This window comes from Paraburkholderia sp. RL18-101-BIB-B (assembly GCF_046026985.1).
Lineage (GTDB): Bacteria > Pseudomonadota > Gammaproteobacteria > Burkholderiales > Burkholderiaceae > Paraburkholderia.
Map to the genome: position 1 here is coordinate 1 of NZ_JARESV010000001.1, position 12,573 is coordinate 12,573.

Annotated in this window: 11 protein-coding genes; 5 read left to right on the forward strand and 6 right to left on the reverse strand. The window is 63.5% G+C overall.

The genetic code is table 11. The features are described 5' to 3' along the window. The first annotated feature begins 223 nt into the window (after positions 1–223). Entirely contained in the window at positions 224–1,417 is a 1,194-nt protein-coding gene (locus tag P0D73_RS00005) for a porin (protein ID WP_408293798.1), read from the forward strand. Between the two features lie 54 nt (positions 1,418–1,471). Here the strand turns inward: P0D73_RS00005 and P0D73_RS00010 are convergent, their stop codons facing one another. The 4 genes from P0D73_RS00010 to P0D73_RS00025 all read right to left on the reverse strand — a co-directional run bounded on the left by P0D73_RS00010 (position 1,472) and on the right by P0D73_RS00025 (position 5,027). Further along, positions 1,472–2,329, reverse strand: coding sequence for a helix-turn-helix domain-containing protein (locus P0D73_RS00010; RefSeq protein ID WP_408428884.1), 858 nt, complete (start codon positions 2,327–2,329; stop codon positions 1,472–1,474). A gap of 119 nt (positions 2,330–2,448) precedes the next feature. Continuing rightward, positions 2,449–2,997, reverse strand: a complete 549-nt coding sequence (locus P0D73_RS00015; protein ID WP_408182781.1) for a carboxymuconolactone decarboxylase family protein — start codon at positions 2,995–2,997, stop codon at positions 2,449–2,451. Between the two features lie 186 nt (positions 2,998–3,183). Beyond that, positions 3,184–4,404: a porin gene (locus P0D73_RS00020; RefSeq protein ID WP_132377602.1), complete on the reverse strand. Its 1,221-nt coding sequence runs from the start codon at positions 4,402–4,404 to the stop codon at positions 3,184–3,186. Between the two features lie 80 nt (positions 4,405–4,484). Further along, the gene (locus P0D73_RS00025; protein ID WP_408182782.1) at positions 4,485–5,027 is read right to left on the reverse strand and encodes a hypothetical protein; all 543 of its coding nucleotides are present in this window, start codon (positions 5,025–5,027) and stop codon (positions 4,485–4,487) included. Between the two features lie 635 nt (positions 5,028–5,662). Here P0D73_RS00025 and P0D73_RS00030 point away from each other — a divergent pair. Further along, a complete protein-coding gene (locus tag P0D73_RS00030; RefSeq protein ID WP_408182784.1) occupies positions 5,663–6,364 on the forward strand; it encodes a GntR family transcriptional regulator in 702 nt (233 codons plus the stop codon). Further along, a complete protein-coding gene (locus P0D73_RS00035) occupies positions 6,361–7,668 on the forward strand; it encodes a LysR substrate-binding domain-containing protein (RefSeq protein WP_408428888.1) in 1,308 nt (435 codons plus the stop codon). The genes P0D73_RS00030 and P0D73_RS00035 overlap by 4 nt, the downstream gene beginning before the upstream one ends. 30 nt (positions 7,669–7,698) lie before the next feature. Here P0D73_RS00035 and P0D73_RS00040 read toward each other — a convergent pair whose 3' ends face one another. After that, the gene (locus tag P0D73_RS00040) at positions 7,699–8,574 is read right to left on the reverse strand and encodes an NAD(P)-dependent oxidoreductase (RefSeq protein ID WP_408428891.1); all 876 of its coding nucleotides are present in this window, start codon (positions 8,572–8,574) and stop codon (positions 7,699–7,701) included. A gap of 487 nt (positions 8,575–9,061) precedes the next feature. Here P0D73_RS00040 and P0D73_RS00045 point away from each other — a divergent pair, with 487 nt between their 5' ends. Beyond that, positions 9,062–9,658: a putative pterin-binding protein gene (locus tag P0D73_RS00045; RefSeq protein WP_408182787.1), complete on the forward strand. Its 597-nt coding sequence runs from the start codon at positions 9,062–9,064 to the stop codon at positions 9,656–9,658. Positions 9,659–9,706: 48 nt separating this feature from the next. On the opposite strand, the gene P0D73_RS00050 is transcribed toward P0D73_RS00045, so the two are convergent. Beyond that, entirely contained in the window at positions 9,707–11,851 is a 2,145-nt protein-coding gene (locus tag P0D73_RS00050) for a tetratricopeptide repeat protein (RefSeq protein ID WP_408428893.1), read from the reverse strand. A gap of 271 nt (positions 11,852–12,122) precedes the next feature. On the opposite strand from P0D73_RS00050, the gene P0D73_RS00055 reads away from it, so the two are divergent. After that, positions 12,123–12,542 carry a DUF2946 domain-containing protein gene (locus P0D73_RS00055; RefSeq protein ID WP_408182790.1) on the forward strand — a complete coding sequence of 140 codons (420 nt, stop codon included), beginning with the start codon at positions 12,123–12,125 and terminating at the stop codon, positions 12,540–12,542. The last annotated feature ends 31 nt before the right edge of the window (positions 12,543–12,573 follow it).

Consider the following 12,573-nt stretch of genomic DNA (forward strand, 5'->3'; position numbering starts at 1 on the left):
GGAGATGCCGCCGGGCGCCGCCTTGAGTCATTGATCGCACGCGGCCTGGAGTGGCGTGCCCCCGCTTAAGGGACACGCCGCAAGCAAGGCACGCTGTGAACACCCTTCCCCCGCTTCACGCAGTCCGCTCTGTTGTTCAGGAGCGGGCTTCCGTATGCACGAAAAAAGAGAGATCGCCAACCAGGCGACCTGAGATAGAGGTTCCAACCAGGCTATGACTACGATGAAAAAGCAATGGATCGCCGTACCCCTGTTGATGTCGTTTGCCGGCATTGCGTCCGCGCAGAGTTCGGTCGTGCTGTACGGCATCGTCGATGCGGGCCTTTCGTACCGCAGCAACGAGCGTACCGGCACCACCGGCAGCTATAGCGGCCACTCGAACGTCGCCGTGACGAGCGGCAACCTCTCCGGCAGCCGCTGGGGCATCAAGGGTCAGGAGGACCTGGGCAGCGGCTGGAACGCGCTGTTTCAACTCGAGGACGGCTTCGACATCACGAACGGCAAGACCGGCCAGAACGGTGGTTTGTTCGGCCGTCAGGCGTACGTGGGCATCGGCAGCAAGGAGTACGGCACGATCACGCTGGGTCGGCAGTACACCTCGCTGAACGACTTCGTCTCGCCCGTTGCGCCGGTGGCGATGGTCGGCGGCTACGGCGCGCATCCGGGCGACATCGACGATCTGGATCAGACCGCGCGCGTGAACAACTCGATCAAGTACACGAGCGCGAACTATGCGGGCTTCACGTTCGGTGCGCTGTACGGTTTCGGTGGCCAGCCCGGCAGCCTGAAGCAGCAGAACACGTGGAGCGTGGGCGCCGCTTACGGCAACGGTCCGCTGCATGTGGGCGTCGGCTACGAACGCTCCGACAACAGCAAGAGCGGCGCGAACGATGCGACGCTCGGCAAATGGAGTGGCACGGACGACGGCCTGTTCAACTCATCGATTAACGAAGGCTACGCGAGCGCGCAATCGCAACAGATCATCGCGACGGGCGCGACGTACGACTTCGGCCCCGCGATCGTCGGCGTGAATTACAGCAACGTGCAATACCGCTCCGGCGCCGACTCGCTGTTCAAGGGACACGCTACGTTCAACATCGCGGGCGTGTTCGGACAATGGACCATCCATCCGGCCGTGCAACTGTTCGCGGGCTACAGCTACACGCGCGGCGGCGAAGTGGATGGCGTGGATGGACGCGCGCAATATCACAACGTGACACTCGGCGCGCAGTATGCGTTGTCCAAACGTTCGACTGTGTATCTGATGGGCGGCTATCAGCACGCGTCGGGCGGCACGCTGAATGCGCTCGGCAATCCGGTCGCGGCGACTGCATCGGTCAGCGACAAGGGCAATGGCCACTCGTCGGCGACACAGTCGCAGGCGATTGTCAGCATCGGCGTGCGGCACAAGTTCTGATGCTTCCGTGCGACGCCGTGGTCCAGGAGCGACGGCGGCCAGCCGCCGATTGATCTAGCGGTGCGATTGCGGCGCCGCGTCGAGCATCTCCAGATGACGCGCTTCCGTTTCGTCGTCCGCGGGAAACATGCATTCCACGCGCAGTTCCTGCGCCGCGATCGTTTGCGGCGTGCCCACGCTCGCGACCATCGAAAAATACTTCATGACGTAGCCGTTCCTGACGAAGCCGATGGGGATCACCGGCATGGCCGCCGCCGATGCATCCGCAACCGACGGATGGCCCGGCTCGAAGCCCGTTTTCAGATCCGGGTACGCCCGCAACGCATCGAGCAACTCGCGCGTTCTGTCATCGATTACGCGCCCCACCGACTCGCGGTAGACGCGCTGGATAAGACTGTCCGCCACGGTCTGCCAGTCGGCCACGAACGGGCGCATGCCATCCGGATCGAACACCAGATGCAGCATGTTGCGCGGACCCTTGCGCGCCGCCATGTCGATGAAGCAATTGAAGAAGCGCGGCGTGGCGTCGTTGGTCATCAGCACATTCCAGTAGCGGTCCATCACGAGCGCCGGAAACGGCTCATGCTGACGCAGCATGCGTCCTAGTGCATTCGTGACACTTTGCATCTCTTGCGCATTCCACGCGGCGTCGGCATACGTCGGCGCGTAGCCCGCGGCCAGCAGCAGCGTGTTGCGTTCGCGCAGCGGGATATCGAGTGCCTGCGCGATATCCATCAGCATCTGACGGCTCGGCACGCTGCGCCCGCTTTCGATAAAGCTGATATGACGCTGCGAGACGCCGGCATTGAACGAGAGGTCCAATTGACTGATGCCGCGTACGTCTCGCCAATGACGCAGCAAGACGCCGAGATCGTTCGGTGGGGCTTTCTTGACTGGGTTCGCAGGATTCATTGTGCTCTTGTCCGCAAGTCGCTACAGATAAAAGGTTCGGTGAACGGCGAGCGCCGTTCAACCGAACCTCGCCGGTCAGCATACTCGCTTGTGCTGACCGAGCCCATCCCTCACGAAACTCAAGCCGTCCAGGCGTGAACCTGGAACTGTTCTTCCAGCGGCGGCTGCGTGATGCTGCCCACGTAGTTCGTGATCGTCGAAGCCGCCGCCACCGCGAGCACTTCGAGTACCTGATCGCGACGGAAACCGGCTTCGAGAAATGCGCCCACCTCACGCTCGTCGAGATGTCCGCGCTTCTGGATCGCGGTCTTCGTCAACGTGGAGAGCGCGGCGTGTTTACGGTCCGCAGGCGTGCGGCCTGCGCGAATCGCGTCCACATCGGCGGGCGTGAGTCCTTCGTTCAGCGCCAATGCGGTGTGAAACGCGACCGCCCAGGTACATGCATTGGTGACGGCATTCGTCAACAGCAGCGTCTGGATCTGCGCTTCCGTGAACGTGCCCGAGTGGACCTTCTGGAACAGTTGAATGAAGGCGCTGATCAGCACGGGCGATTCGGCCATGGTCCCCGCGATGTTGGGGATGAAGCCGAAAGTTTGCCGGAGCTGCCGCAAGACCGGTTTGGATTGTTCCGGCGCGGAGTCGATGGTGTAGACCTGAAACGTCGACATGTTGTGTCCTCGATAGTGAACGCGGTTCGGAGTGAATTGCGCGACAACCGAAGATTAGGCGTGAGCGTGAGGCTCGCCAATTACCTCGCATGTAATAGGAACAGCGCGCCGCGAGAGCGCACGCGCCAATAAAAAAACCGGGTGCGATAGTCGCAACCCGGCCCGCGTCATCACCGAGGCTTCAAATCAGAACCGATGAATAATCCCCACCCCCACCGCCACCTGACTGCCTGACGAAGAGGGCGTGGAGTTGTATCCATCGCCGAGCGTCGCCGTGGCGTCGATGATCTGCCCCGCGCCATTGGTGCCCAGCGTCTTGCCCTTCGCCTTCTGATACGCCTCAAGTGCATACAAGCCCGTGCGCTTGGACAACGAGTAGTACTGGGACAGGTTGAACTGGTGATACTGCGCGTTGTCGTCGATGCCGTTCGCGCGCGTCGCACGCGTGTAGCTGTAGCCCGCACCGAAATCCCAGGCAACCGCCGGCTTCCAGTGCAGGACCAGACCGCCAGTGTTCCAGATCTCCGTGTCGTGGAACTTGGAACCCGTGCCCGGAATGTACTGGACGTTCGAATACGTGGCCGTGACATCCCACGCGCTATTGAACGTGTAACCACCGCCAACCGCAAAACGCTGCTGTGCCTGCGCGGTCTGATAGCCGTTCGTCAACGCGGACACGCCAATCTGCGAGCCACCGTTGGTGGTGGTCGAATCCGCGCCCCACGCACCGCCGCCCGACGTCGAATTGTTGATCCGCGAGAAGCCGACCGCGAGGCCCACCGGGCCCATTGCATACTGCACTGCCGTCGACCACGTCGAGCCACGGTTCGTGCTGCCCGCGACACCACCCAGCGAATAAGAGCCGCTCGCTGTCAGACCATAGAACTTCGGCGATGTGTACTCCAGCGTGTTGTTCGCACGGTAGATCGTGTCGAGGCCGTCGATATCGCCCGGGTGCGCGCCGTAGTATCCGGTGATCCAGGTGGTCGGGCTGTAAGGAGAGAGCAACTGGTAGTACGACGCGTATTGGCGACCCGCCGTGAAGGTACCGTACACCGGGTTGGTCAAGCCGACCCACGCCTGGCGGCCGAACATCGCATTGGTGTATTGCTGGCCGCCCGTCGCCGAATTGAAGCCGGATTCGAGCTGGAAGATCGCCTTCGTGCCGCCGCCCAGGTCCTCGCCGCCCTTCAGGCCGAAGCGGCTGCCGGCCCATACGCCAGGCGTCATCTTGACGGCCGATTTGCCGCCACTGGTCGAGCCGAGGGTCGACTGATTGTTGGTATACGACAGGCCGTTATCGACAATACCGTACAAGGTCACGCTGCTTTGAGCAAAAGCCGGCATGGCGGCTGCGATCGCTGCGCCGAACAGCACGGCGTCGACACGTCTGATACTTTTTTTCATGCTCCAGATCTCCAATTGCTACATCTCTTGTTGAAATACTTTTTGCTAGTACCTGGGCGACGGGCATTCACACCGCCGCACTATTGCCCTTCGTTTTGCAGCCGCCGTTTCACCGTCAGGGCCAACGGCACGGTGAAGAAGATGTGCGACATGAATCCGCCGATGATCACAGCGGGGTCGTAATAGTTCGGATGGTTGTCGGAGGCGATCATGATCGCCACATGCATGGCGATCCACGCCAGCACCGCGTAGAACAACGCCACCAGCGTCGCTTCATATCCGCGTCGGGAGAAGTACGGCCAGATAGCTGCAAACAGCACGCCCCAGGCGCTCGCGAACACGAAGTGGATCGTCGTGCCCACCACATATGCCCAGATCCCGAGCGACGCCTGCACCTCTTTGCCGAACACGAGGCCGGTCGCGTTACGGGGAATGCCCGCGAGCGGCATCATGTGTTGCGCGCCCACCCACACGAGCGCCTCATAAATCCAGATGACCACCGCGCCGATCAATCCGCCGGTCACGCCGGCGCGAATCATCACCGCGCGGTTCGGCCATGCTGGTTGCGATGCAGCCGCACCGCCCGCGAGTTCCGTTCCGCTCACGCTGAAATTGCCACCCATGTCTCTCTCCTTGTGACGCGTCTCACATCAGTGATGTCATACGGGCAGCAGCGCGCGAGGTCTCGCGCGACGCTGCCGCTCGTTCTCGTATCGAATTGAAAACCGCTGCAGAGACGGCGCAGGTCACGCGCGCTTACTCGGCTTCGGACTCGGGCAAGCCGACATGTTTCATCGCGGCAAGACGCTGTGGTTCATGCACACACGGGACCTCCCGATGCCACCCATGATCCTTGCCATATCGTCGTCTTCCGTTGCTTGCTGCTGCGCGAGAGCCGCTTGCCGATCGGATACGCCGTCGTTTCCGGCGAGGTGGCCTTCGCAACCTTCTTGGGATACGAAGATAAGAATCGCGCAAGCTCTCAGAAAGTGCGGGTAAACCTCATGCGAGCCGGAAAATATTGTTAAAACCAGCTTGGACTAAAGCTTTCAGGCGTTCGTGGGACTACTGCAACCCGCGCGGCGTATGGCTTTGTCGGGATCCCGAGCAGGCACATCGGGCTTTAGCGAACACTCTCGCTCAACCGTTCTCGATAAACAAAACAGATGACCCTGAAACGAAGACGCAAGCCTCTCGAGAAGCGTGGTGTACCGCTGCGCGCATGGCTATACTGACGGCGTCCAACGAGTCGATATCCATGAACGAGACCACCCAACAGGCGATTGTCCAGACCTTACGCGAGAAGATTCTGGCGGGCGAACTGTCGCCCGGCCAGCGGCTCGTGGAAGCGCAGCTCGCGCAATGGCTCGGCGTTTCGCGCACGCCGCTGCGCTATGCGCTGAGCGTGTTGTCCTCGGAGGGTCTACTGGACCGTTCCGGCGGGCGCGGTTATGTCGTGCGCCGCTTCAGCGTCAGAGACGTGCTCAACGGCATCGACGTGCGCGGCGTGCTCGAAGGACTGGCCGCGCGTTCAGTCGCGGAGAGCGGCGTGGGTCCGGCGCTGGCTGCATCGCTCGACGAGTGCCTGCGCGAAGGCGACGACATCTTCAGCAAGGGCCATCTGAACCAGGGCGACGACGTGCGCTACGCCGCCATGAACGGGCGCTTTCATGCGCTCATCATCGAGGCTGCGCAAAACACGGCCGTGAGCGCGGCGTTGAGCCTGAACGACAAGATCCCGTTCGTCTCGCCCGCCACGGTCGCCTTCGACGAATCCGCCAGGGAGCGCCAGTTCTTGATGCTCATGTACGCGCATCGCCAGCATCATGCGATTGCGGATGCGCTGAACAAGGGCGAAGGCGCGCGTGTGGAAGCGTTGATGAAGGAACACACGCACATCTCGAAGGAAAGCCTGAACCTGTCGCTGCCCACGCTGCATCTGATCGCGGGCGCGGCATGACGAGCACCGCTACTTCCTCCGTCAGCAACGCGGCGTCGGCGAGGACGGCGTCATCCGCAAGCGGCAAGGAATTGCTCAACCTCGCGCAGTTGCGCGCGTTTCGACTCGTCGCCGACATGGGCAGCGCGACGCGCGCCGCCGCCGCGCTGTTTCGCGCGCAGTCGGCCGTCACGCGTTCCGTGCAGGAACTGGAGTCCGCACTCGGCGAGCCGCTGTTCGATCGCGGCCCTTCCGGGATGCTGCCGACCGCTGTGGGACGTGCCGTGCTGCAGCGCTGCGAACGGATTTTCGCGGAACTGGAAGAGCTCGCGCAATGGTGCGGCGCGCGGCAGGCGCGTCGCCGGCCCGCGGCGGAAGGCGCACTGCCGGCGTATCTGCTCAACACGCGGCGATTGCAACTGTTCGTGGCGCTCGCGCGGCACCGGCATATGCCAAGTGCCGCGAAGACCTTCGGCATCAGTCAGCCCGCCGTGAGCACCGCAATTCGTGTGCTGGAAAGCGGCTCGGGCCTGAGTCTTTTTCATCGAAGCCCGCGCGGCATTCTGCTCACCACCGAAGGCGAAACGTTCCTGCTGCACGTACGCCGTGCATTGAACGAACTACGGCACGTACCCGACGACATCGCCGCATTGCACGGCAAGATTCAGGGCTCGGTGACGGTCGGCGCGCTACCGCTCGGCCGCACGCTGCTCCTGCCCAAAGCGATCGCGCGCATGACCTCGCAAAATCCGGGCGTACGGGTCGTCACCGACGAAAGCAATTACGAGGCGCTCGTCGCGGGTCTGCGTGCCGGCGACATCGATTTCATTCTCGGCGCGCTGCGCGACAACGACGCCAGCAGCGGCCTGAAGAACGAGCGCTTGATGTCGGAAGACATGGTGGTGCTGGTGCGCCGCGATCATCCGCTTGCGCAGGCGCGCAACCTGACCATCATGGACTTGCGCGACGCGCAGTGGATCGTGCCGCGCAGCCACGCGCCGGCGCGCGCGCTGTTCGAAGCGCAATTCAGGCGCATGAAAGTGAAACCGCCCATGCCCACGGTCGAAACCGCGGACCTCGCGGTGATTCGCGGCCTGCTGTTCGGCACGGACATGGCGGCCGCGCTATCGGCGCAGCAGTTGCATCACGAGGTGCAGTCCGGGCAGCTGGTGGTGCTCGACGTGCAGTTGCACAACACCCGCCGTGAGATCGGCCTGACGGTGCGCGCAACGGGCACGCCCTCGCCTGCCGCGCGCGCGTTGATCGACGCGATTCGCCTCTCGGTGGTCGATGTGACGCGTACGATCAACATCGCCGCGAACTAGTCGCGGTGGACGCGTGTGGCCGGAGAAACGCTATTCCGGCAGTCCGTCGAAGAAGGCACGCCAGTCGAATGGCGTGGCTAACGAGCCGTAGTCGATACCGCCTTCCTGCATCGCATCCACGATGTTGTCCTGCAAACGCGCACACGCGTCGCTCATGAACGGCACGATGCCGGCCTCTTCCAGCGTCTGCGAGACTTCGCGCATTTCCGCCGCGCGCCGCCGCCCATGCTCCGCGACGCGGCTGATCAGGTAGCCAGGCACGTCCGCGTCATCGCGCATCTTCGTGAACGTTTCGGCCAGCGAGGCCAGTACGATCGACTCGGCGTCGTAGTGCCGTGCGGCGCGCAGACACTCCACTGTCAACGCTTCGATGCCTTTGATCATGACGCTGCGGCACATCTTCGCGGCCGACGCCACGCCGATCTTCTCCGACACGGCACGCACGTTGAGGCCCAGCGGCGTGAGCAGAGCCGCGACGCGCGCGGCCTCGGCGCCGCCCAGCAGCATCGGCACCGCGAGACCATAAGGCGGCACCGGCGCCATGACGGCGGACTCCACGTACCGCGCACCGGCGTCTTCGATGCAAGCCTGCGCGTGCTGCTTAGTGTGCGGCGAAACCGAGTTGATGTCGAGGTAGACTTGATCCGGCGCGATGCAGCTTGCGACCGCTTGCGCAACTTCGAGGTCGGCTTGCGCGGTCACTGCGGAGACGATGATCTGCGCATGCTCGATGGAACTCGCCAGCGTATCGCCGACACGAACGCGCGCGGCCTGCGCCTTCTCACGCAGCGCGTCGCGCCGCAGGTCGAACATCGATACCTGCACACCTTTCGCGGCCAGCGCCGAACCGAGTATTCCGCCGGCCTCACCGAAGCCGACGAATGCAATGCGAGAAAGATCGCTCATGGCCGCGCTTCCTGCGCCGATACATGGCGCGAACTCATTGCAACGCACCCGACCTTCGCGCGATATGCATTGTGTTTGCGCGCAGCGATTGCGCTTCCCGCCCGCCGCAAGAAACCGGTGCGTTGCGTGGTCATCACCAGCATTGCCTTGTCCGCCATTTCCACCTCGCCAATGTTCGCCATGTGAAAGTGATCATTGTAGGATCCGATAGCGCGATGGGAAGCACCTAAAAGTGCGCACATTGCCATCCAATCTGTTTATCGACGCCGCAAATCCGCGTTGGGCCTCCAAATTCCTCATCAACCTGCGAAGAACCGTGCGAGTTTCAACGTCGTAACAGCGGCGCTCCCGCTTGCGACATGAACATATGAAATCAACGCGATATATAAAGCGTGGCCGTGACACAGTCGGCGGCAATTGCCCGACAATAGGGGCCGCGACGATCTGGCCGAGGCCGTCGCCCATCACATCGCCCAGAGACCACGCAATGAATAAACGCCACTTCCTGACCAGCGCCGCGCTACTGAGCGCGGCGGCTGCGCCTGCATTCGGGAGCCAGCGCGTCCAGAAAGAAACCTGTGCGGCATCGCCCGTCGTTCTGACGATCACCGGCGCGATCAAGCGGCACAATCGCGGCGCGCTCGATCCCGCATTCGACCAGCTGCTCGCCAAGCATCAGGTGAAGTTCTCCGAAGCGTATGGCGTCGATTTCGCTACGCTCGCCGGCATGCCGGCCGTGACGATCAAGCCCACCACCGAATACGATTCCCGTCAGCACACCTTAAGCGGCCCGCTGCTCACCCAGGTGCTCGAACACGTCGGCGCACCCAGCGCGGGCAGCACGCAAATCGTCATGCATGCGGTGGACGGCTACGCGGTCGCGACGACGCTCGACAAAGTGCGCGCCTATAAATTCATCGTGGCGACGCAAATGGACGGCAAGCCGCTGCCGCTCGGTGGCGTCGGTCCGCTGTGGGCCACCTACGACGCGGACAACATCCCCGAGTTGTCGAGCAAGCCGCTTAAGGACCGCTTCGAGCTGTCACCTTGGGGCCTGTATCACCTGCAAGTGACTGAGGCTTAACGGTTAAGGGCACGTCGACGCAATCGCCCCGCAAGCGCACCACGCGAGTCAACTGAGCGTGCGCCCCGCCGCGCCAAACCGTTCGACGCACGCCTGCCGCACCCGCTCGACCGGCATCGACCAATCCTCATCCGGCGCGCGGCGGAACAGGCGCAGCGTGTGCGGATACCACGGCGAATCGCTGCGATCGTGCAGCCAGCGCCAATCGATATCTATTTCCGGCAGCATCACCCAGCACGGCTTACCGAGCGATGCGGTCAGATGCGCGATGGACGTGTCCACGCAAATCACCAGATCGAGTTGCGCGACGATCGCGGCGCTGTCCGCGAAATCCGTCACGCGCGAGCCGAGGTCGAGCAGCGGTTGATCGGCTGGCGGATGGCGCGCCTCGTCCTCGCCGCGCCCTTTTTGCAGACTCACGAAGCTCAGTCCGGGCACGCTCCAGAGCGGCGCCAACATGGCGAGCGAAGGTATCGACCGGTTCGCGTCGTTATGATGATTCGCGTTGCCCTTCCACACGAGGCCAATCTTGCGACCCGGCGGCAGCGCGTCCAACACCGGACGCCACCGCTCGGCCAACTCCGGCTCGGTCGCTAGACGCACGGCGCGCGGAATCGTGTCCATGCTAGTGCGCAGATGCAGCGGCGCGCTCAGCAGGCTCGTCCAGCAGTCGTAGTCAGACGACTGGGCGCGCGCGGTGTCGTGATCGCGCACGGCGTCGACACCGTCGACGCATGCCATCAGCCGGTGCAGCGACGGTGCGCACGCAAAAGCGATATGCGAGGCGCCCTGCGCTTTCAGCAAGGCGAAATAGCGGCTGAACTGGATCATGTCGCCGAGGCCGTCTTCCTGCCACACCAGCAGGGACTTGTCGGCGAGCGTGCCGCCTTGCCACTGCGGGCAACCCAACATCGACGTGGTCTTGTGATGGATGAAACCGGGCTGCTCGTAGCGGCACTCGTACAGACGCCAGCCCTCTTCGAAGCGTCCCATGCCGAGCAGCAGCACAGCCAGGCCGAATTTCGCGTCGCCGTAATCGGCACGTAAAGCGAGCGCCCGGCGATACGCGGTTTCTGCCTCCGGCAGTTGCATGAGTTGCGCCCGCGCCGCGCCGAGGTTGTAATGCGCCTCCGCCATCTCGGGACACACGCTCAATGCCTGCTCGAAAGCGTCGACGGCCGCCGGTAGACGGTCGAGCCGGCGGAGCACGCACCCCAGGTTGTTGTGCGCATGCACGAGATCGGGCCGCAGGCGAATCGCTTCACGGTAAGCCGATTCGGCCTCGAACAAGTGCTCGAGTTTGCACAACGCCACACCGAGGTTGTAGTGCGCTTCGGCGTAGTCAGGGCGTCGCGCGATGGCTTCGCGATAAGCCGCTTCGGCTTCGGGTACACGTTCGAGATCGGCGAGCACGGTGCCGAGATTCAGGAGCGCTTCCGCGTAATCTGGACGAATGGCGAGGGCAAGGCGAAAAGCCAGTTCGGCTTCGGTGAGACGGAACGTCGCCTTCAGCACGCCACCGAGATTGTTGAGCGCCTCCGGATACTGCGGCCGGATGGTCAGCGCCTCGCGGTAGGCGGCGTCCGCTTCGGCGAGACGGCCGAGTTCCATCAGCACGTTGCCCAGATTGTTATGGGCCTCCGCATGAGCCGGCAGTCCAGGCAGCGCCTGGCGGAACGCCGCTTCCGCTTCTGGCAGGCGGCGCAGTTCGTGCAGCACGATGCCGCGGTTATAGTGAGCTTCGGCGTAGTCGGGGCGAATCGCCAGCGCCTCGCGATACGACGCCTCCGCCTCCTCCTTGTAGCCGAGCCCGTAGAGCACGGCGCCGAGATGATTGCGGGCGTCGGCGTGGCCAGGCCGCAGCACGACCAGTTGCCGGTAGATTGCCTTGGCCGCCGACAGACGGCCGAGCGACTTGAGCAGCATGCCGAGACTGCCGTACACCTCGGCATAGGCGGGTTTGATTTGCAGGCAGCGGCGCCAATGGCTTTCCGCATCAGCGGGCCGCTGCAAAGCAAACGAGCAGGCCCCGGCGATGTTCAACGCGTCGGCGAGGGCGTCATCCGGCATCGCATCGCCGTCGACGAGCGGCGTCACCATCGACAAAGCCTCGGTGAATTGTCCGGCCGAGAACAACGAGACGGCCTGCTGGTTGATATCGTCGATCGAGGATGCGAGCTGCGTGTGGTTCATGAGTCGTGGTAACTGGGGTCGGCGATGATCCGGCCGGGTCGATCGCATGTGCCGCGCCTAACCGGCGCTTCAGCAGCCGGATCTGGCGTGCCGAAGCCTCGGTGCGGCCGGGAAAGCGGAACATGTACCACGCAGCTTACGTGAATCGGCGCCCCTGTAACGCGGCGAAATGAGCGGATTTCGGCCTTCTAATCTCACGCTATAACCGGCATTACGCGAGAAAAGACGGCGCGGCAATGTTAGAATCGCCCGCGTCCTTACGCCCACCATCATGATTCCACGCTCTCGCAACCGCATGACCGCATGGCTTGGCCTGTTCGCCATGTGGCTCGTCGTGTTCGCGCCGGTCGTGAGTCAGATGCTGGTGTCGAACAGCGCGCACGAGCCCTTCGCCGCGCTCTGTTCGGCGCTGCAGCCGCGCGATTTCAGCGTGGCAGGCGTGGTAAGCACGGCGAGCGTGACGACCCAGGCCGCCCCCGCGCCGGTCCATCTGAGCCATGACGACGCGTTCGGCGCGTGCGGCTACTGTCATCTGCTCCAGCACCACGTCGCCATGCCGACGGTCGCCGCGGCCGAGCCGCCCGCCGCCCTCGCGCTTGCCGGCACCGCGCCGCCCACGCTGTCCACCCGCTTCACGCCGCTCGGCGCCTTTCCGTCCGGCCGTCCTAGAGCTCCGCCCGTCGTTTCCTGATCGCTATCGGTCCTGATCGCGCATTCGTCGC

Excerpts from the sequence above, each read along its gene's own strand:
- P0D73_RS00020 (WP_132377602.1), bottom strand. The coding sequence starts at position 4,404 with ATGAAAAAAAGTATCAGACGTGTCGACGCCGTGCTGTTCGGCGCAGCG.
- P0D73_RS00025 (WP_408182782.1), bottom strand. The coding sequence starts at position 5,027 with ATGGGTGGCAATTTCAGCGTGAGCGGAACGGAACTCGCGGGCGGTGCG.
- P0D73_RS00050 (WP_408428893.1), bottom strand. The coding sequence starts at position 11,851 with ATGAACCACACGCAGCTCGCATCCTCGATCGACGATATCAACCAGCAG.
- P0D73_RS00035 (WP_408428888.1), top strand. The coding sequence starts at position 6,361 with ATGACGAGCACCGCTACTTCCTCCGTCAGCAACGCGGCGTCGGCGAGG.
- P0D73_RS00045 (WP_408182787.1), top strand. The coding sequence starts at position 9,062 with ATGAATAAACGCCACTTCCTGACCAGCGCCGCGCTACTGAGCGCGGCG.
- P0D73_RS00040 (WP_408428891.1), bottom strand. The coding sequence starts at position 8,574 with ATGAGCGATCTTTCTCGCATTGCATTCGTCGGCTTCGGTGAGGCCGGC.
- P0D73_RS00055 (WP_408182790.1), top strand. The coding sequence starts at position 12,123 with ATGATTCCACGCTCTCGCAACCGCATGACCGCATGGCTTGGCCTGTTC.
- P0D73_RS00015 (WP_408182781.1), bottom strand. The coding sequence starts at position 2,997 with ATGTCGACGTTTCAGGTCTACACCATCGACTCCGCGCCGGAACAATCC.
- P0D73_RS00030 (WP_408182784.1), top strand. The coding sequence starts at position 5,663 with ATGAACGAGACCACCCAACAGGCGATTGTCCAGACCTTACGCGAGAAG.
- P0D73_RS00010 (WP_408428884.1), bottom strand. The coding sequence starts at position 2,329 with ATGAATCCTGCGAACCCAGTCAAGAAAGCCCCACCGAACGATCTCGGC.
- P0D73_RS00005 (WP_408293798.1), top strand. The coding sequence starts at position 224 with ATGAAAAAGCAATGGATCGCCGTACCCCTGTTGATGTCGTTTGCCGGC.